The sequence below is a fragment of the Frankia sp. BMG5.23 genome (genome assembly GCF_000685765.2).
In the GTDB taxonomy this organism is placed as follows: Bacteria; Actinomycetota; Actinomycetes; order Frankiales; family Frankiaceae; genus Frankia; species Frankia casuarinae.
Genome location: NZ_JDWE01000026.1, coordinates 1 through 18,563 on the forward strand (window position 1 = coordinate 1; position 18,563 = coordinate 18,563).

The 18,563-nt window shown below is 69.0% G+C and carries 11 protein-coding genes and 3 rRNA genes; 12 read left to right on the forward strand and 2 right to left on the reverse strand.

Annotated features, from left to right (window positions below; all coding sequences use genetic code 11):
* The 4 genes from BMG523DRAFT_RS13230 to BMG523DRAFT_RS13245 form a co-directional block, all read left to right on the forward strand.
* A 16S ribosomal RNA gene (locus BMG523DRAFT_RS13230) occupies nucleotides 1–1,408 on the forward strand; the annotation flags it as partial.
* Between the two features lie 413 nt (nucleotides 1,409–1,821).
* A 23S ribosomal RNA gene (locus tag BMG523DRAFT_RS13235) occupies nucleotides 1,822–4,926 on the forward strand.
* A 70-nt stretch (nucleotides 4,927–4,996) separates the two neighbouring features.
* Nucleotides 4,997–5,113, forward strand: a 5S ribosomal RNA gene (rrf, locus tag BMG523DRAFT_RS13240).
* A gap of 1,437 nt (nucleotides 5,114–6,550) precedes the next feature.
* On the forward strand, nucleotides 6,551–7,414 hold the full coding sequence (locus BMG523DRAFT_RS13245) for a tetratricopeptide repeat protein (protein ID WP_023842160.1): 864 nt from the start codon (nucleotides 6,551–6,553) through the stop codon (nucleotides 7,412–7,414).
* Nucleotides 7,415–7,515: 101 nt separating this feature from the next.
* On the opposite strand, the gene BMG523DRAFT_RS13250 is transcribed toward BMG523DRAFT_RS13245, so the two are convergent.
* On the reverse strand, nucleotides 7,516–8,847 hold the full coding sequence (locus BMG523DRAFT_RS13250) for a DUF1015 family protein (RefSeq protein WP_011437550.1): 1,332 nt from the start codon (nucleotides 8,845–8,847) through the stop codon (nucleotides 7,516–7,518).
* Nucleotides 8,848–9,295: 448 nt separating this feature from the next.
* On the opposite strand from BMG523DRAFT_RS13250, the gene BMG523DRAFT_RS13255 reads away from it, so the two are divergent.
* Nucleotides 9,296–9,814 (forward strand): tetratricopeptide repeat protein, encoded by a 519-nt coding sequence (locus BMG523DRAFT_RS13255; RefSeq protein WP_308726852.1) that lies wholly within the window; start codon nucleotides 9,296–9,298, stop codon nucleotides 9,812–9,814.
* Entirely contained in the window at nucleotides 9,811–11,160 is a 1,350-nt protein-coding gene (locus tag BMG523DRAFT_RS13260) for an HAD-IIA family hydrolase (protein WP_043591304.1), read from the forward strand. The genes BMG523DRAFT_RS13255 and BMG523DRAFT_RS13260 overlap by 4 nt, the downstream gene beginning before the upstream one ends.
* A gap of 41 nt (nucleotides 11,161–11,201) precedes the next feature.
* Here BMG523DRAFT_RS13260 and BMG523DRAFT_RS13265 read toward each other — a convergent pair whose 3' ends face one another.
* A complete protein-coding gene (locus BMG523DRAFT_RS13265; RefSeq protein WP_011437547.1) occupies nucleotides 11,202–11,540 on the reverse strand; it encodes an alkyl sulfatase C-terminal domain-containing protein in 339 nt (112 codons plus the stop codon).
* Between the two features lie 358 nt (nucleotides 11,541–11,898).
* On the opposite strand from BMG523DRAFT_RS13265, the gene BMG523DRAFT_RS13270 reads away from it, so the two are divergent.
* The 6 genes from BMG523DRAFT_RS13270 (at nucleotide 11,899) to BMG523DRAFT_RS13295 (ending at nucleotide 18,552) form a co-directional block, all read left to right on the forward strand.
* The gene (locus BMG523DRAFT_RS13270; RefSeq protein WP_011437546.1) at nucleotides 11,899–12,186 is read left to right on the forward strand and encodes a hypothetical protein; all 288 of its coding nucleotides are present in this window, start codon (nucleotides 11,899–11,901) and stop codon (nucleotides 12,184–12,186) included.
* A gap of 17 nt (nucleotides 12,187–12,203) precedes the next feature.
* Nucleotides 12,204–13,079, forward strand: coding sequence for a TlyA family RNA methyltransferase (locus tag BMG523DRAFT_RS13275; RefSeq protein WP_011437545.1), 876 nt, complete (start codon nucleotides 12,204–12,206; stop codon nucleotides 13,077–13,079).
* Nucleotides 13,076–13,975: an NAD kinase gene (locus tag BMG523DRAFT_RS13280; RefSeq protein WP_011437544.1), complete on the forward strand. Its 900-nt coding sequence runs from the start codon at nucleotides 13,076–13,078 to the stop codon at nucleotides 13,973–13,975. The genes BMG523DRAFT_RS13275 and BMG523DRAFT_RS13280 overlap by 4 nt, the downstream gene beginning before the upstream one ends.
* Nucleotides 13,976–14,157: 182 nt before the next feature.
* On the forward strand, nucleotides 14,158–15,912 hold the full coding sequence (gene recN, locus BMG523DRAFT_RS13285; RefSeq protein WP_011437543.1) for a DNA repair protein RecN: 1,755 nt from the start codon (nucleotides 14,158–14,160) through the stop codon (nucleotides 15,910–15,912).
* Nucleotides 15,913–16,105: 193 nt separating this feature from the next.
* The gene (locus BMG523DRAFT_RS13290; RefSeq protein ID WP_011437542.1) at nucleotides 16,106–17,932 is read left to right on the forward strand and encodes a CTP synthase; all 1,827 of its coding nucleotides are present in this window, start codon (nucleotides 16,106–16,108) and stop codon (nucleotides 17,930–17,932) included.
* A complete protein-coding gene (locus tag BMG523DRAFT_RS13295; protein ID WP_011437541.1) occupies nucleotides 17,929–18,552 on the forward strand; it encodes an NUDIX domain-containing protein in 624 nt (207 codons plus the stop codon). Before BMG523DRAFT_RS13290 ends, BMG523DRAFT_RS13295 begins: the two co-directional genes overlap by 4 nt.
* Nucleotides 18,553–18,563 lie beyond the last annotated feature (11 nt).

Here is an 18,563-nt window from a genome sequence, read left to right on the forward strand (position 1 = left end):
AACACGTGGGCAACCTGCCCCGAGCTCTGGAATAACCTCGGGAAACCGGGGCTAATGCCGGATATGACATTGCCGGGCATCTGGTGGTGTGGAAAGATTTATCGGCTCGGGATGGGCCCGCGGCCTATCAGCTTGTTGGTGGGGGGATGGCCTACCAAGGCGACGACGGGTAGCCGGCCTGAGAGGGCGACCGGCCACACTGGGACTGAGACACGGCCCAGACTCCTACGGGAGGCAGCAGTGGGGAATATTGCGCAATGGGCGGAAGCCTGACGCAGCGACGCCGCGTGGGGGATGACGGCCTTCGGGTTGTAAACCTCTTTCAGCAGGGACGAAGCGAGAGTGACGGTACCTGCAGAAGAAGCACCGGCCAACTACGTGCCAGCAGCCGCGGTAATACGTAGGGTGCAAGCGTTGTCCGGAATTATTGGGCGTAAAGAGCTCGTAGGCGGCCTGTTGCGTCGGCTGTGAAAACCCGGGGCTCAACTCCGGGCCTGCAGTCGATACGGGCAGGCTAGAGTCCGGCAGGGGAGACTGGAATTCCTGGTGTAGCGGTGAAATGCGCAGATATCAGGAGGAACACCGGTGGCGAAGGCGGGTCTCTGGGCCGGAACTGACGCTAAGGAGCGAAAGCGTGGGGAGCGAACAGGATTAGATACCCTGGTAGTCCACGCCGTAAACGTTGGGCGCTAGGTGTGGGGGACCTTCCACGGCCTCCGTGCCGCAGCTAACGCATTAAGCGCCCCGCCTGGGGAGTACGGCCGCAAGGCTAAAACTCAAAGGAATTGACGGGGGCCCGCACAAGCGGCGGAGCATGTGGCTTAATTCGATGCAACGCGAAGAACCTTACCAGGGCTTGACATGCAGGGAAATCTCGTAGAGATACGGGGTCCGTAAGGGTCCTGCACAGGTGGTGCATGGCTGTCGTCAGCTCGTGTCGTGAGATGTTGGGTTAAGTCCCGCAACGAGCGCAACCCTCGTCCTATGTTGCCAGCGAGTCGTGTCGGGGACTCATAGGAGACTGCCGGGGTCAACTCGGAGGAAGGTGGGGATGACGTCAAGTCATCATGCCCCTTACGTCCTGGGCTGCACACATGCTACAATGGCCGGTACAAAGGGCTGCGATGCCGTGAGGTGGAGCGAATCCCAAAAAGCCGGTCTCAGTTCGGATCGGGGTCTGCAACTCGACCCCGTGAAGTCGGAGTCGCTAGTAATCGCAGATCAGCAATGCTGCGGTGAATACGTTCCCGGGCCTTGTACACACCGCCCGTCACGTCACGAAAGTCGGTAACACCCGAAGCCGGTGGCCTAACCCTTGTGGGGGGAGCCGTCGAAGGTGGGACCGGCGATTGGGACGAAGTCGTAACAAGGTAGCCGTACCGGAAGGTGCGGCTGGATCACCTCCTTTCTAAGGAGCGTCTGGCTGGTCTGTCCTGTAGCGGGGTGGGCTGGTGCAGAGCCAGGGCCGGCTGTGGATGCCGGTCTGGTTGCTCGTGGGTGGAACGCTGACGATGGGGTTTCGGCTGGTTGTCCGGGGTCTAGTACTCCTCTGTCCTTATCTTCGGGTGGGGTGGGGGGTGGAACGGTCCGGGTGGGTGGCTGGGGTCCGTGGCACGCTGTTGGGTCCTGAGGGAGTGAGGCTCTCTCGGCTGGTGGGTTCCTGTGCTGTGGTCCTGGTGGGGATCGTGGTGGGGGGTCTGCTGGTGGAACGGACCGGTCGTGGTGGAGGACTGCCTTCCCGTTGGGTGGGGGTGGGTTTCGCCGGGTCGGCTGGGGCCGTCCGTACGTTGAGAACTGCACAGTGGACGCGAGCATCTTTGTGGCCAAGTTATTAAGGGCGCACGGTGGATGCCTTGGCACCAGGAGCCGATGAAGGACGTGGGAGGCTGCGATATGCCTCGGGGAGCTGTCAACCGAGCTGTGATCCGAGGATTTCCGAATGGGGAAACCCGGCAGGGCTTTAAATCCTGTCACCCGTGCCTGAACACATAGGGCATGTGGAGGGAACGCGGGGAAGTGAAACATCTCATTACCCGCAGGAGGAGAAAACAACCGTGATTCCGCGAGTAGTGGTGAGCGAAAGCGGAACAGGCTAAACCAGTGTCGTGTGAGAGCCGGCAGGTGTTGCGATGCTGGGGTTGTGGGATCGTCCAGGTGGAGCTGCCGTTCCATCGGGGAGTCAGAAAGAGCATTGTTAGGCGAAGGTCATGCGAATGGGCCGCCATAGAGGGTAATAGCCCTGTAGCCGAAAGCAGTGTTCCTCCCGGACGTGTTCCCAAGTAGCACGGAGCCCGTGTAATTCCGTGTGAATCTGGCGGGACCACCCGCTAAGCCTAAATACTCCCTGGTGACCGATAGCGGACTAGTACCGTGAGGGAAAGGTGAAAAGTACCCCGGGAGGGGAGTGAAATAGTACCTGAAACCGTGTGCCTACAATCCGTGGGAGCTGGACTGTGGTCTGGTGACCGCGTGCCTTTTGAAGAATGAGCCTGCGAGTTTGCGGTGTGTGGCGAGGTTAACCCGTGTGGGGTAGCCGTAGCGAAAGCGAGTCCGAAGAGGGCGTTGAGTCGCATGTCCAAGACCCGAAGCCGAGTGATCTACCCATGGCCAGGTTGAAGCGCGGGTAAGACCGTGTGGAGGACCGAACCCACCAGGGTTGAAAACCTGGGGGATGAGCTGTGGGTAGGGGTGAAAGGCCAATCAAACTCGGTGATAGCTGGTTCTCCCCGAAATGCATTTAGGTGCAGCGTCGCATGTTTCTTGCCGGAGGTAGAGCACTGGATGGCCTAGGGGGCCCACAAGCTTACTGAAGTCAGCCAAACTCCGAATGCCGGTAAGTGAAGTGCGGCAGTGAGACTGCGGGGGATAAGCTTCGTAGTCGAGAGGGAAACAGCCCAGATCGCCAGCTAAGGCCCCTAAGCGTGCGCTAAGTGGAAAAGGATGTGGAGTCGCATAGACAACCAGGAGGTTGGCTTAGAAGCAGCCACCCTTGAAAGAGTGCGTAATAGCTCACTGGTCAAGTGATTCCGCGCCGACAATGTAGCGGGGCTCAAGCGCACCGCCGAAGCTGCGGCATGCACAAAATTTCCCGGCACTTTGGTGTCCAGGTTTGTGTGTGGGTAGGGGAGCGTCGTGTGGCGTGTGAAGCGGCGGGGTGACCCAGCCGTGGATGCCATACGAGTGAGAATGCAGGCATGAGTAGCGAATGACGGGTGAGAAACCCGTCCGCCGGATGACCAAGGGTTCCTGGGGCAGGCTAATCCGCCCAGGGTGAGTCGGGACCTAAGGCGAGGCCGACAGGCGTAGTCGATGGATAACGGGTTGATATTCCCGTACCGGCGTTGACGCGGCCATGCTGAACCTGGTTTGTGCTAACCATCTGATCGGATGTGTCTCTTCGGAGGTGTGTTCGGGAGGGTGGGATCCCGGCTGGTAGTAGGCAAGCGATGGGGTGACGCAGGAAGGTAGTCCAGCCCAGGCGGTGGTTGTCCTGGGGCAAGGGTGTAGGACGAGGCGTAGGTAAATCCGCGTCTTGTGTGTCTGAGACCTGATGCCGAGCCGATTGCGGCGAAGTGGGTGATCCTATGCTGCCGAGAAAAGCCTCTAGCGAGTGTCAGGGCCGCCCGTACCCTAAACCGACACAGGTGGTCAGGTAGAGAATACCGAGGCGTTCGAGTGAACTGTGGTTAAGGAACTCGGCAAAATGCCCCCGTAACTTCGGGAGAAGGGGGGCCGTTCTCCGTGTAGGGGTTTACCTCCGAAGCGGGGAGTGGCCGCAGAGACCAGGGGAAAGCGACTGTTTACTAAAAACACAGCTCCGTGCTAAGTCGTAAGACGATGTATACGGAGTGACGCCTGCCCGGTGCTGGAACGTTAAGGGGACGGGTTAGCTCTTCGGGGCGAAGCTCAGAACTTAAGCGCCAGTAAACGGCGGTGGTAACTATAACCATCCTAAGGTAGCGAAATTCCTTGTCGGGTAAGTTCCGACCTGCACGAATGGCGTAACGACTTTCCCACTGTCTCAACCACAGACTCGGCGAAATTGCATTACGAGTAAAGATGCTCGTTACGCGCGGCAGGACGGAAAGACCCCGGGACCTTTACTATAGCTTGATATTGGTGTTCGGTTCGGCTTGTGTAGGATAGGTGGGAGACTGTGAAGCTAGGACGCCAGTTCTGGTGGAGTCGTTGTTGAAATACCACTCTGGTCGTACTGGATGTCTAACCTGGGTCCGTGATCCGGATCAGGGACAGTGTCAGGTGGGTAGTTTAACTGGGGCGGTTGCCTCCTAAAGGGTAACGGAGGCGCCCAAAGGTTCCCTCAGCCTGGTTGGCAATCAGGTGTTGAGTGCAAGTGCACAAGGGAGCTTGACTGTGAGACAGACATGTCGAGCAGGTGCGAAAGCAGGGACTAGTGATCCGGCGGTGGCTTGTGGAAGCGCCGTCGCTCAACGGATAAAAGGTACCCCGGGGATAACAGGCTGATCTTGCCCAAGAGTCCATATCGACGGCAAGGTTTGGCACCTCGATGTCGGCTCGTCGCATCCTGGGGCTGGAGTAGGTCCCAAGGGTTGGGCTGTTCGCCCATTAAAGCGGTACGCGAGCTGGGTTTAGAACGTCGTGAGACAGTTCGGTCCCTATCCGCCGCGCGCGCAGGAGACTTGAGAAGGGCTGTCCCTAGTACGAGAGGACCGGGACGGACGAACCTCTGGTGTGCCAGTTGTTCTGCCAAGGGCATGGCTGGTTGGCTACGTTCGGAAGGGATAACCGCTGAAAGCATCTAAGCGGGAAGCCTGCTTCGAGATGAGGTCTCCCACAGGGTAGCCTGGTAAGGCCCCCGACTAGATGATCGGGTTGATAGGCCGGAGGTGGAAGTGCGGTGACGCATGGAGCTGACCGGTACTAATAGGCCGAGGGCTTGTCTTCGAAGGTGCTACGCGTCCACTGTGCGGTTCTCGGGTGTACGGCCGGTTCGGCTGGTATATCTGGATAGTGTTTCGGTGGTTTTGGCGAAGGGGAAACGCCCGGTCTCATTCCGAACCCGGAAGCTAAGCTCTTCAGCGCCGATGGTACTGCATGGGGGACTGTGTGGGAGAGTAGGACGCCGCCGGACGTATACGAGTGTGGGGCTGTCTCCCTAGGGAGACAGCCCCACACCCTTTGTCACGCCCTTTTTCGGCATGGTCACCGGGTGGACCCGGTCATCACCGGTCCGGACGTCGTATCGTTAAGGGTTGTGGCATCACCGCACCATCGTGGACCCGGGTGAACGTCGTGGACCCGGGTGAACCCGGACCGACGTACCTACGCAACATCCGAAGCACAGCCGACGATCTCGGGCGCCGTGGTGTCCGCGTCGGAAGCCCGGCGGCCTGAGGGCGCCTCCGGATCACGAGGGACCCGCAGCCGCAACCGCGGTACCTGCGGGATGAAAGGGAAGTTGCCGGTCATGCCGAGGGAAGACAGATCCAGTCAGCGAGGCGGGACGACGCCGTTCACGTCCCCACACCCGCAGCGGCGTGATCGGGACGCTTCAGGTGATCGTGGCACGCCGGCAGAGGGACGTCGCGCCGGGCGCCCGGTGCGTGGCGATGCCCCGGGCGTAAGGCGGGGCGGCGGATCCGAGACCGGCGCGTCGCGCGGACAGGGGGGTCCCTCTCAGGGCGCGCGCCAGGGTGCGCGCGGCGGCGGGCAGGGCGGTGCGCGGGGAGGAACGCGGGGCGGGGCGGGCCAGTTCCGCCGCGGCCCGGAGGGCCAGGGCCGGCCGGACCGCTCCAGGGGTTCGGACTCCAACACCCGGTACGGCAACGCCCGGTACGGCGCATCGCCGCGTGCGGGCGATGCGGGATCCGCCACTTCCTCTTCCTCCTCGGCCGCCTCGTTCGTCGACCGCCGCCCGGGTGGGGCTCGGCGTCCGGAGGGGACGGGGACCGGCGGTGGGCGTGCTCCGGCGGCTGGCGGTGAGCGCTTTTCCCGAGCCGGCGGCCCGCGCGGTGACCGGGGCGCGAGCGGTGACCGGGGCGCGAGCGGAGCCTCCGCCCGCAACCGGGTCGCCGCCGAGGCGGCTTGGCGCGAGCGTCGGGGTCGGCCGGGAGCGGAGGAGACCGGCCGGTCCGGAAGGCCGAGTAGCCGTCCCGACCACGGCAGACCGGGGCGCGACTCCTCGGTATCCCATCGGCCCGGGCAGGCCCGGGCCGGCAGCGACGGCCCGCGGCCCCGGCACGACGGCCCTGAACGGCCGACTCACGGCAGAGTCTGGCGTTCCGATGGCGACCGTCCCGCGGGTACGCGCTCGGCCGGCCCGCGGCCCGGCGGCGATCGAGGCCGGGAGTCCCGGGGGCCCCGGGACACCAGCGGTGGAGGGGACCGCCGCGACGGCGCCGCTCGCGCCGAGCGCCGTGGCCGGCCGTTCACCGAGGCTTCCAGGCCCGGGGGCGGCGGCCCCCGCGGCGGCCCCCGCGGCGGCCGTCCGACCGGGCCTGGCCGGACTGACAGAACCGACCGGGCTGGCCGGACTGATCAGACTGAGCAGGGCAGCCGGCGGGCCCGGGTGCCGGCTCCGCCACTTCCCGACGAGGCCCGCGCGGACCTGCTGGACCACGACGTGCGCCGGTCCCTTCGGGGGCTGCCATCGTCGCTCGCCGACACGATCGCCCGCCATCTCGTCGCGACCGCCCTGCTGCTCGACGACGATCCCGCCCGCGCGCTCGCCCACGCCCGCGCCGCCGCCGATCGGGTGCCGCGCCTGCCCGCGGTGCGCGAGGCGGTCGGTATCGCGGCCTACCATGCGGGGGAGTACGCGACGGCCCTGGTGGAACTTCGGGCCGCTCGTCGGATGGACGGTTCCGCGCACAACCTGCCGCTGATGGCGGACAGCGAACGGGGACTGGGCCGGCCGGAGCGTACCGTCGCCTACCTGCGGGATCCGCAGATCGACCAGCTTGATCCGGCCGCTCGGGCGGAGATGCTCATCGTCGTCTCCGGGGCCCGCCGGGACCTCGGTCAGCCGGAGGCCGCCGTCGTGTTGCTGCGGGATCTGGCCACGGCCAAGACGCCGCCCGCGCCGTGGACCGCCCGCCTCTGGTACGCCTATGCCGAGGCGCTGCTTGCCGCCGGTCGTCCAGAGGAGGCCGCACGCTGGTTCACCTCCACGGCTGCGATCGACGAGGGAGAGACCGACGCCGACGCCCGTGCGTATCTGATCATGACTGGTCGGCCTCTCCCCGAGGAGGACGAGGAGGCTGCCCAGGACGGCGCGGATCTCCTGCTCTCGGATCGGGCCGATCCCGACGCGGACGCCGGGACCGAGGCGAACGTCGATCAGGACATCACCGGCCATGATCTTACTGATCATGGCACCGGCACCGGCACCGAGGCTGCTCCCGAGGCCGAGGCGACGGAGACCGGGAGGTAGGACCGTTCGGCCGAGGACCACTCCGCCCGGTATCCGTGGGTCCGCGGGGAGACGGACCGTGTGTACGCCGGTCCTACGTACGCCGGTCCTACGTACGCCGGTCAGTCGTCGAGTGGACGCAGCACGAGTCCGGTGCGCGGCTTCGGGGTGAACAACGTCGACTTGCGCGGCATCCGCTCGCCGGCCTCGGCGACGGCCGTCACACCGGCGATCGGGGTGGGGTTGAGCAGCAGCGCGGTACCTCCCGCCGCAGCCGCCGCGGCGATCGCGGCCGGCGCGTCGTGGTGGTAGTCGACCACGCCCACCGTGTCCGTCAACCCCCAGACGTCCACGATCAACGCAAGATGAGCGACGGTGACGTCGAGTCCACGGAAGGCCGCCGACCGTTCGGGGGGCAGACTACGGGTGAGCAGGTCGGCGTCGGGCTCGGTGAGCAGGTAGGCCGCGGTGCCGTTGGTGACCACGAACGCGTGCCCGCCCTGCCCGGCCTTGGCCAGTTCCTCCACCAGCGCGTCCGGGTCCGCGCCTGCCGGCCCCACGCCACCGGCATCCCCGGCGGCGGTACCACCCTCGCCGGGCCCGGCGAGCTGACGCACGGTGAACACCTCGGCGGCCCGCCGCACCGCCTCGGTGAGCCCGAGACCACGCACTACCCGGTGGATGGCGTGCACCTGGGGCCCCGAGACGGTCGCGTCGACGAGGAAGGCCAGACCGAAGTCCCAGGGGCCCGAACCATCCCCGGCGGCGTGCCGTTCCGCCTGGTACTGGCGGTAGGTGGCGTACCGATGGTGGCCGTCCGCGATCACCGCGCGCCGGGGCAACAGGTCCGCGGCGATGGCGGTGAGGACCGCCGGATCGTCGATGGCCCAGAGCCGGTGCGTCACCCCGTCGTCCGTGGACGTCTCCACCAGCGGCGTCGTGGCGATCACCATCGAGACCACCCGGCTGGTCTCGCCGCCGCCGGCGTAGAGCAGGAAGATCGGTTCCAGGTTCGCGCGGGTCGCGCGGGTCAGCGCCAACCGGTCTGAGACCGGGCCCGCCATGGTGTTCTCGTGCGGGAGGATGATCCCCGCATCCGGATCGGTCAGCGCGACCGCCCCGATCAGCCCGCGCTGGGCGTGGCCGGCCCGCTCCTCCTCGTAGACGTAGACGGAGGCCTTCTCGTCGCGACGCAGCACTCCGCTGTCCAGCCATGCCCGCAGCGTGCGGGCGGCCCCGTCGTAGTCCTCCCCGGGGAGGATGAGCCGGACCACGTTGCGCTCGTCGCGCGCTTGGAGCTCCGCCCGTTCGGCGTCGTCGATGACGTCGTAGGGCGGGGAGGTCAGCGGGGCGAGGTCCGGCCCGGAGGACGGAAATCGTGCGGCCCGGAACGGGGCGAGCACGAGACCCGCCGGAGCGGGAACGGGACGATCGGCGTCAACCATGAGCCGCATCGTAGGGCCCCGAGAGTGCGGACCCGGTGTGACCCGGGAGTGCCCTCGCTGCTGACCGCCCGTGTTCCGGCCGGCCCGACCGGGCGAGAGGAACATTTCACCACCTTCCCGTAGTGCGAGCGTGCCATCGGAGCGGCGGGACGGTGGACAGCGCACACCTGATCGTTATGGGGATCTCGAGGTACGTTGGGCGGCTTTGCGGCGACACTGGAGCTGCGGACCTCGAGGATGTGCCTGGCGCTTGGCGCCCGCGGTGGCGAAGCCGGACGGAGTGATTCCGGATCTGGCGGTGTTCCTCGGGTGAGAGGCGGTGATGCGCATCGAGGGCGCCACGGTGCGGCGGAGTCCGGCGCGTGGCCTGGCGCGTGGCCTGGCGCGAGGTCCGTGCCCGGTGCTCAGGATTGGTGTGGCGAGGAGACAGATGATCGTCCGTGTCGTGGAGGTGAAGATGTCCGAGGAGACCGGCCCTCCGGGGGATGTACCGGACGAGACGCCCGGTGGGCTGCCCGCCCGCAGACGACGTGATAGATCCAGCTCGGTGCCGTCCGATGTGACGTCCTGGGTGGATGACAGTGCGGACCGGTCCCGGCCGGGACCGGCGGGTGAGGTCTACGACTGGTACACCCGGGGGATGGCGCTGCTCGGCCACGGGGACGCCAATGCCGCGGTGCAGCTGCTGGCCCACGCCGTCGCGGCCGAACCCGCCTCACCGAGCGTGCGGGAGGCGCTGGCCCGGGCACAGTTCACCGCCGGTCAGTACGGCGCGGCCCGGGAGACTTTCGCCTGGATCGTGGACCGGCATCCCACCGACGACTACGCCCAGTTCGGCCTCGGGCTGTCCGCCCGCAAGATCGGTGATCTCCGGGCGGCCGTGGAGCATCTGGCGCTGGCCGTGGCGATGCGTCCCGACATCCGACACTACGGTGTCGCGCTGCGTGGCGCCCGCGCGGCGTTGGCTCGAGCATGACCCGGCCGGCCGCCGTGCCCGCGCCGGCGCACGAGACCACGTCAACCAGCCCTTCGTCAGTCAGCCCTTCCGCGGTCTCCTCCGCTTCGTCGTCCTGCGGCTTGTCCGGTTCCTCTGTGTCCTCTGTGTCCTCTGGTTTCTCCGTGTCTTCCGGCGGCTTCCCCGGGCCGTTGCGCGGGACGGACCGGCCGCTGGCCGACCTGTTCGACGTCGCCCTGATGGATCTCGACGGTGTCGTCAACCGTGGGGCCGCCGCCGTGCCACACGCGGCCGGCACCATCGCAGCCGCGGGCCGCCGGGGGATGCGCACGGTGTACGTCACGAACAACGCACTGCGCCCGCCGGCCGAGGTCGCCGCCCGCCTGCGCGGCTTCGGCGTGCCGGCGCAAACCGAGGACGTCGTCACCTCGGCGCAGGCAGCGGCGCACGTCCTGGCCGAACGGCTGGGCACCGGATCCCGGGTGCTCATTACCGGAGGGCGGGGACTTCGACAGGCGGTGATGGAGGAGGGCCTGGTCCCGGTGGACTCGGCCGAGGACGATCCGGCGGCGGTGGTCCAGGGGTTCGACCCGGATCTCACCTATGCCCGCCTCGCCGAGGCGGCCTATGCCATCCGGGCCGGAGCACTGTGGATCGCCAGCAACGCCGATCGCACCGTGCCAACCGAGCGGGGCGTCGCGCCTGGTAACGGATCCGTCATCGCCTTCCTGCGGGCCGCTACGGACCGCGAGCCGGTGGTGACCGGCAAGCCCGAGTCGGCGATGCACCGCGAGTCGATGCGGCGCAGCGGAGCCCGGACACCCCTCATCGTCGGTGACCGGCTCGACACCGACATCGAGGCCGGTCACCGGACGTCGACGCCGACCCTGCTCGTCTTCACCGGGGTGACGACCCCCGGAGACCTGCTCGCAGCTCCCGCTCCGCACCGTCCCGACTTCCTCGCCGCGGACCTGCGCGGGCTGCTCCGGGCGGCGCCACCGGTGGAGGCCGTCCCGGAGCTGGGGAACCACGCCTATCGTTGCGGCGCCTGGAGCAGCCGGGTCGAGGAGGGGACGCTGCACTGGTCGGGTGAAAGCTACGGGCTGGGCGATGACGCGTCGGATGGCGATCGTTCAGGCGGCGGTCATTCCGGTGGGGATGCGTCAGACCGGGATATGTCGGGTGACGACACGTGGAACGGGGACGGCACCGACGGGCTGGACGGGCTGCGGGCCGCCTGCGCCACGGTCTGGTCCGCCCTGGACAGCGGCGTCGCCGTCCACGCGATCGCGGCGCGACGCCCACCGGGTTGCGAGGACCTGATGGCTCCGGCGCCCCGGGCACCGGAGCCCGTGGCGCTCGCCTGAGTCCCGGCGCCTTGGAGCATCGTCGGTGAACAGGCGCATCGTCACAGCAGCGAGCGGACCCGCAGCAGATCCCACACGCTCGCGTCCACCTTCAGCCGCCCACTGGCCCAGGCGGTCATCGCGGGAAGCCTTCCCTCGGCGACCGCCACCAGGTCGTCGCTCTCCAGCGTCAGGGTGATCTGGGCGTCGTCGCGGCTGCCTTCGCCAATGTGCCGCAGGCAGCCGTCGCGCAGCTCCCCGGAGAAGACAGCGCCGAGATCGGGGATACGACAGACGATGACGCGATCCGGGGCGCGCGGGGGACGGCCGTCGGCGGAGAGCCCATCCAGGCGGGCGGCGAGAGCATGGAGCGCGGCCTCGCACTGCGACCTGTCGGCCATCCCGGCCGGTCCTCCTCTCGGCCTGTTCGACCTGCGCCCCTCTCGGCCCGGCGTGCCGGGACACTAGCGTGAGAGTAGGTGTTCCGGTCGGCCTGTTCGACCTGCGCCCCTCTCGGCCCGGCGTGCCGGGACACTAGCGTGAGAGTAGGTGTTCCGGGCGGGACGACCCGCGTGGTGGGCGAGTTTACACCGGTTGCGAGCCGATCTCCGGTGGTCCTGACGGACCCGGGGTGAGGTCCCGGGCCGGCCGAGGGCGGATCCGGCCGGACGAGGAGTGGACAGGACATGAGATTCGTCGCATGACGCACGTCGCCAGGGTCCGTCGCGTCAGCGGCCGTGAGTGCGGGAGGCTGACAACGTGAACACCGAGAATCTGCCTGCCGAGGTTCGCGGCGCCCTCGGCCGGCTGGACATGCTCGACGTCCTACCGACGGCCGCGCATGTCGAGGTCTTCGAGGAGATAAACCGCCGGTTGGCCGGGGCACTGGCGGACCTGGACGGGAGCGCTGACCAGGTCAAGGGTGCTGACCAGGTCAAGGGCGTCGGGGGCGCGGCCGGGCCGGGCGTGCCCGTTCCGGCGCGTTGCGGGGCGCGTCCCACGGGAGGGCCGCGGCCCGGGCCGGGCATGATCCGGCCGGCGCGGTGAGTCGCTCCGGGGTCGCGATGTCCCGCCGGACACGTCTGGACAGCGAACTTGTCCGTCGTGGTCTCGCCCGGTCCCGGGAGCAGGCCGTTGCGGCGATCACCGCGGGTCGGGTGCTGGTCGGCGGCATTCCTGCCACGAAGGCTGCCACGGTGGTCGACGGATCCACCTCCATCGCGGTGACGAAGGGGGACGATCCCGGCTACGCCTCCCGCGGCGCGCACAAACTTCTGGGTGCCTTCGAGGCCTTCGGGGTCCCCGCACCGGGGCCGGAACCGGGGCCGGGTGCCGAAATCCCGCGTTCGACCGGCCCCACGCTGGTCGTGGCCGGTCGTCGGTGCCTGGACGTCGGTGCCTCCACCGGCGGCTTCACCGACGTGCTGCTGCGGTACGGGGCGGGGACCGTCGTGGCCGTGGACGTCGGCTACGGGCAGTTGCTGTGGCGGCTGCGCTGCGACCCCCGGGTCCGCGTGCTCGACCGTACCAACGCCCGGAACCTGACGCCCGCCGAGATCGGTGACCGCGTCGACCTGGTCGTCGGGGACCTGTCGTTCATCTCGCTGGCCCTGGTGCTGCCCGCGCTGCGCGCCTGCGCGGTCCCGGATGCCGATTTCGTGCTGCTGGTGAAGCCCCAGTTCGAGGTCGGCCGGGAGCGGCTCGGGCCCGGCGGGGTGGTGCGTGACACCGCATTGCACGCCGAGGCGGTCCACGACGTGGCGGCGTCCGCGGCCATGCTGGATCTCGGCGTGCGTGGCGTCACGGCGAGTCCGCTGCCCGGCCCGGCGGGCAACGTCGAGTACCTGCTGTGGCTGGCCGCCGGGGCCCCACCGCTCGACGCGGACGTCCTGGCCGGGGCGATCGCCGCCGGCCCCGCGGGACCGGGGCGCCGGGCATGACGCGGGAGATCCTCGTCGTCACCCATCCCCGCCGCTCGGTGGTCCGGGAGAGCGCCCATCGGGTCATCGAGGGCCTGGCCGCCGCCGGGGTGTCGCCGCGGGTGCTGCGGGACGAGGCGGAGATGCTCGACCTGACCGCCGCCAACAGCGTGCCGCACGACGCCGACGCGGCCGTCGGGGTGGAACTGGTGCTGGTCCTCGGCGGCGACGGCAGCCTGCTGCGCGGCGCGGAGCTGGCCCGCACCGCTGACGCCCCGCTGCTGGGCGTGAACCTCGGGCATGTCGGGTTCCTCGCCGAGGCCGAACCCGACGCGCTGGAATCCACCATCGAGCACGTCGTCCGCAAGGACTACACGGTCGAGGAACGCATGACGGTAGACGTCACGGTCCGGCGGCGTGGCGAGGTCACCTATACCGGCTGGGCGCTCAACGAGATGTCCCTGGAGAAGGCCGAGCGCGCTCGGATGCTGGAATGCGTGTTGGAGATTGACGGGCGTCCGCTGTCCCGGTGGGGCTGCGACGGGGTGATCTGTTCGACGCCCACCGGATCCACCGCCTACGCCTTCTCGGTCGGTGGTCCGGTGATGTGGCCGGGCGTCGAGGCCCTGCTGGTCGCCCCGATCAGCGCGCACGCGCTGTTCGCCCGGCCGCTCGTGCTGGCGCCGACCTCCGCGGTCGCCGTGGAGATCCTGCCGCCGGTGCCCGCGGTCCTCTACTGTGACGGCCGGCGGTCCGTCGAGGTGCCCCCCGAGTCGCGGGTCGAGGTGGTCCGCGGCCGCCGACCGGTGCGGCTCGCCGTGGTGCACCCGCTGCCGTTCACTGATCGTCTTGTTGCCAAGTTCGGCCTTCCGGTGGAAGGTTGGCGGGGACGCAACCAGCGTGCCTCCCCCGCGTAGCGGCTTCGCCGCGACGCGGGGACCCCTGGCCCTGGGCGCCGTTCGGGGTTTCCGTCAGCTCGCCTTCGGCGAGCTTCCTGGGGTGATTGTCGGGGGGCTTCGCCGCGACGCGGGGACAGCGATGTCGGATCTTCCGCCTCTGCGATATCGGCCTCCGTCCTGGTGACGCTAGAGTTCGGGGCGTGCTCGAGGAGATTCGCATCCGCGGCCTCGGGGTCATCGACGATGCCGCCCTCGACCTCGCTCCCGGCCTCACCGTGGTGAGTGGCGAGACCGGAGCCGGCAAGACCATGATTGTCCAGGGGCTGGGACTGCTCACCGGCGGGCGGGCGGATTACGGTCTGGTCCGGCCCGGGGTCGATCGCGCCTTTGTCGAGGGTCGGCTCGTCATCGGTGCCGAGTCGGCTGTCGCGGCCCGGGTCCGCGAAGTCGGCGGCGACCTCGACGAGGATCCGGGGGGCGCCGTCCTCGTCGTCGGTCGGACCCTGACCGCGGAGGGCCGGTCCCGGGCGCAGGTCGCGGGCCGCTCGGTTCCGGCGAGTGTCCTCGCCGAGATCGCCGAGGAGCTGATCGCCGTGCACGGCCAGTCCGAGGCGCAGCGCCTGCTCAAGCCGTCCACCCAGCGTGACGCGTTGGACCGGTTCGCCGGTTCCGCCGTCGCCGGGCCGTTGGCCCGCTACGGCGGTGTGTACCGGGAGCTGACCCGGGTCAGTCGGCAGCTCGCCGAGATCACCGACCGGGTGCGTGAACGCGAGCAGGAGGCGGAGCTGCTGCGCATCGGCCTGGACGAGGTGGAACGGATCGCCCCCAGCCCCGGTGAGGACGTCACCCTCGACGCCGAGCTGACCAAGCTGGAGCACGCGGAGACCCTGGTGCGGGCGGCGCGGACCGCGCACGCCGCGCTGATGAGCGATCCGGCCACCGGGTCGGACGAGCCCGGTGCGGTCGATCTGGTGGCCGCGGCCCAGCGGGTCATCGCCGGCGAGTCCGCCCTTGACGCCGAGCTCGCTGCCCTCGGCACGCGGCTCACGGAGGTGGGGATGCTGCTCACCGACGTCGCCGCGGACCTCGCCTCCTACGCGGAGGGCATCGATGCCGACCCGGTGCGCCTCGCCGACGCCCAGGCGCGCAAGGCCGCCCTCACCAGCCTGACCCGGGCGCACGGCACCGGCATTGACGGCGTGCTGGCCTGGGCGGACCAGGCCGGGCGCCGGTTGCTGGAACTCGACGGCGCCGGGGACAGCGTCGAGGCGCTCACCGCCCGGCGGGACAGCCTGACCGCCGAGCTGGCCCGGCTCGCCGAGGAGGTCAGCGAGGCCCGGACCAAGGCGGCGGCCCGGTTCGGTGCGGCGGTCGCCGCCGAGCTCGCCGGGCTCGCGATGCCCCGGGCCCGGGTGGAGGCCGCCGTGTCGCAGCGCGACGATCCAGCCGGTCTGCCGGTCGGCCTGCGGGTCGTCGCGTTCGGACCGTTCGGCGTCGACGACGTGGAGCTGCGGCTGATACCGCATCCCGGGGCGCCGCCGCGGCCGGTCCAGAAAGGCGCGTCGGGCGGTGAGCTGTCCCGGGTCATGCTCGCGATCGAGGTCGTCCTCGCCGCCGCCGACACCGGTTCGACCATGGTCTTCGACGAAGTGGACGCCGGGGTCGGCGGCCGGGCCGCGGTGGAGATCGGCCGGCGCCTCGCCCGCCTCGCCCGCACCCATCAGGTGATCTGTATCACTCATCTGCCGCAGGTCGCCGCCTTCGCGGACCGTCATCTGGTGGTCCACAAGGCCGACGACGGATCGGTCACCCGTAGCGGGATCGTCACGCTCGACGACGCCGGCCGGGTGCGGGAGCTCTCCCGGATGCTCGCCGGCCAGGAGGAGAGCCCGCTGGCCCGTGGGCACGCCGAGGAGCTGCTCGCCGCCGCGGAGGCCGACAAGGCGCTGCCGTAGTGCCACCGCGGTCGGGAGGTCGGACATCCTGCGGTGGTCCAGGCAGTCACCGAAGGTGATAACCGAGGGCCATGACTCACCCTTATGGCAGAGTCCCCGCATTGCGCTGGAGGCGTCGCGCGGGGGAGCTGTTACCGTGAAGTCCCGTGGAGGCGCCGGGGCCGGACCGGCGGCGTAACCACGGGAGCTTCGGGTGGGTCAGGCGCATATCACCAAACACATCTTCGTCACCGGCGGGGTTGCGTCCAGTCTCGGCAAGGGACTGACCGCGTCGAGCCTTGGTCGACTACTCAAGGCTCGTGGACTTCGTGTCACGATGCAGAAGCTCGACCCCTACCTCAACGTGGACCCGGGAACGATGAACCCGTTTCAGCACGGTGAGGTGTTCGTGACCGACGACGGGGCCGAGACCGACCTCGACATCGGCCACTACGAGCGGTTCCTCGACGTCAGCCTCGACGGCAGCGCCAACGTGACGACGGGTCAGGTCTACTCGGCCGTCATCGCCAGGGAACGCCGCGGCGGCTATCTGGGCCAGACCGTCCAGGTCGTCCCGCACATCACCGACGAAATCAAGGACCGGATCCGGCGGCTGGCCGATGACTCCGTCGACGTGGTGATCACTGAGGTCGGCGGGACCGTCGGGGACATCGAATCGCTGCCCTACCTGGAGGCGATCCGTCAGGTACGCCACGAGGTCGGTCGGGACAACGCCCTGACGGTGCACGTGAGCCTGGTCCCCTACCTCGCCCCCTCCGGAGAGTTGAAGACCAAGCCGACCCAGCATTCGGTCGCGGCGTTGCGCAGCATCGGCCTGCAGCCCGACGCCGTGGTCTGCCGGTCCGACCGGCCGCTGCCCGATTCGCTCAAGAAGAAGATCGCGATGATGTGCGACGTCGATGACGAGGCCGTCGTCGGGGCGCCGGACGCGAGTTCCATCTACGACATCCCCCGGGTGCTGCACCGCGAGGGCCTCGACGCCTACGTGGTGCGTCGGCTCGGGCTGTCCTTCCGCGACGTCGACTGGACGGAGTGGGACACGTTGCTGCGGCGGGTGCACCACCCGGCCAACACGGCGACGATCGCGATCGTCGGCAAGTACGTGGATCTCCCCGACGCCTACCTCTCGGTGACCGAGGCCCTGCGCGCCGGCGCCTTCGCCACCGACACCCGGGTGGACCTGCGGTGGGTCACCTCGGACGAGTGCTCTTCCCCGGATGCGACGGCCACCCTGCTCGACGGGATCGACGGGGTCATCGTTCCCGGTGGTTTCGGGGTGCGGGGCATCGAGGGCAAGCTCACCGCGCTGCGGCACGCCCGCGAGAACGGCATTCCGACCCTCGGTATCTGCCTCGGCCTGCAGTGCATGGTCATCGAGGCGGCCCGCAGTCTCGCCGGCCTGGAGGCGGCGAACTCCACCGAGTTCGTCCCCGAGACCCCCCACCCGGTGATCTCCACGATGGCCGACCAGCACGAGGTGGTGGCCGGCACCCGGGACATGGGCGGCACGATGAGACTGGGCCTGTACTCGTGCGTGCTGGCGCCCGGCACGCTCGCCCAGCGTGAATACGGCGCCGCCGAGGTCGCCGAGCGCCACCGGCACCGGTACGAGGTGAACAACGACTATCGGCACCGGCTGGCCGCCGCCGGGCTGGTCTTCTCCGGGACGTCACCGGACGGCCGCCTGGTCGAGGTGGTCGAACTGCCCGCCGATGTGCATCCGTACTACGTCGGCACCCAGGCACATCCGGAGTTCCGGTCCCGGCCGACCCGGGCCCATCCGTTGTTCCGGGGTCTCGTCGCCGCGGCGGTCGCGCATGCGGACCGCCGCCGCGGGATGCTGCCGGTGGACCTGCCGAGCGAGGACGCCCCCACCCCGGAGAACGGCGTCCCGGAGAACGGCGCCGCGCAGACCCGCGGCGTCACGGCTGGTCGATCCGGCGGGAGTATCCGCCGGGGCGCGAGCGCGTCCCGGCCGAGCGTCAGCTCCAACGGCACCGCCGCGCTGGTGTCCCCGTGACGGCGACCCCGCACCGGTACGAGGTCACCGAGAGCACCCTGGCCTACCAGGGGAGGGTCATCTCCGTCCGCCGCGATCAGGTGCGGATGCCGGATGGCGACATCTCGCAGCGTGATGTGGTGGTGCATCCCGGCGCCGTGGGGGTGGTCGCCCTCGACGAGGCCGATCGGGTGGTGATGGTCCATCAGTACCGTCATCCCGTCGGTGGTCCGCTGTGGGAGCTGCCCGCCGGCATTCTCGACGTGCCGGGCGAGCCGGCGTCCTCGGCCGCCGCGCGGGAGCTGGCCGAGGAGGCCGGGCTGCGCGCCGACCGCTACGATCTGCTGGTTGACGTGTGGGCCTCGCCAGGGATGACCGACGAGGCCTACCGCCTCTTCCTGGCCCGCGGGCTGCACGAGATCCCGGCCGCCGAGCGGTACGTGCCGGTGCACGAGGAGGCCGAGATGGGTCTCGCCCGCATCGACTTCACCGACGCCGTCGAACGGGTCCTGCGCGGTGAGATCACCAACGCGATGGCGGTCATCGGGCTGCTGGCCACGGCCCGGGCACGCGCCGAGAACTACGCCGGTCTGCGCCCACCCGACGCACCCTGGCCCGCTCGTCCCGCCCACCGCGGCTGAGCCACCGCCGC

What these genes read in the sequence shown, in the direction of transcription:
- BMG523DRAFT_RS13250 (WP_011437550.1), bottom strand. Translation starts at nt 8,847, where the DNA reads ATGCGGCTCATGGTTGACGCCGATCGTCCCGTTCCCGCTCCGGCGGGT.
- BMG523DRAFT_RS13255 (WP_308726852.1), top strand. Translation starts at nt 9,296, where the DNA reads ATGTCCGAGGAGACCGGCCCTCCGGGGGATGTACCGGACGAGACGCCC.
- BMG523DRAFT_RS13260 (WP_043591304.1), top strand. Translation starts at nt 9,811, where the DNA reads ATGACCCGGCCGGCCGCCGTGCCCGCGCCGGCGCACGAGACCACGTCA.
- BMG523DRAFT_RS13265 (WP_011437547.1), bottom strand. Translation starts at nt 11,540, where the DNA reads ATGGCCGACAGGTCGCAGTGCGAGGCCGCGCTCCATGCTCTCGCCGCC.
- BMG523DRAFT_RS13275 (WP_011437545.1), top strand. Translation starts at nt 12,204, where the DNA reads ATGTCCCGCCGGACACGTCTGGACAGCGAACTTGTCCGTCGTGGTCTC.
- BMG523DRAFT_RS13280 (WP_011437544.1), top strand. Translation starts at nt 13,076, where the DNA reads ATGACGCGGGAGATCCTCGTCGTCACCCATCCCCGCCGCTCGGTGGTC.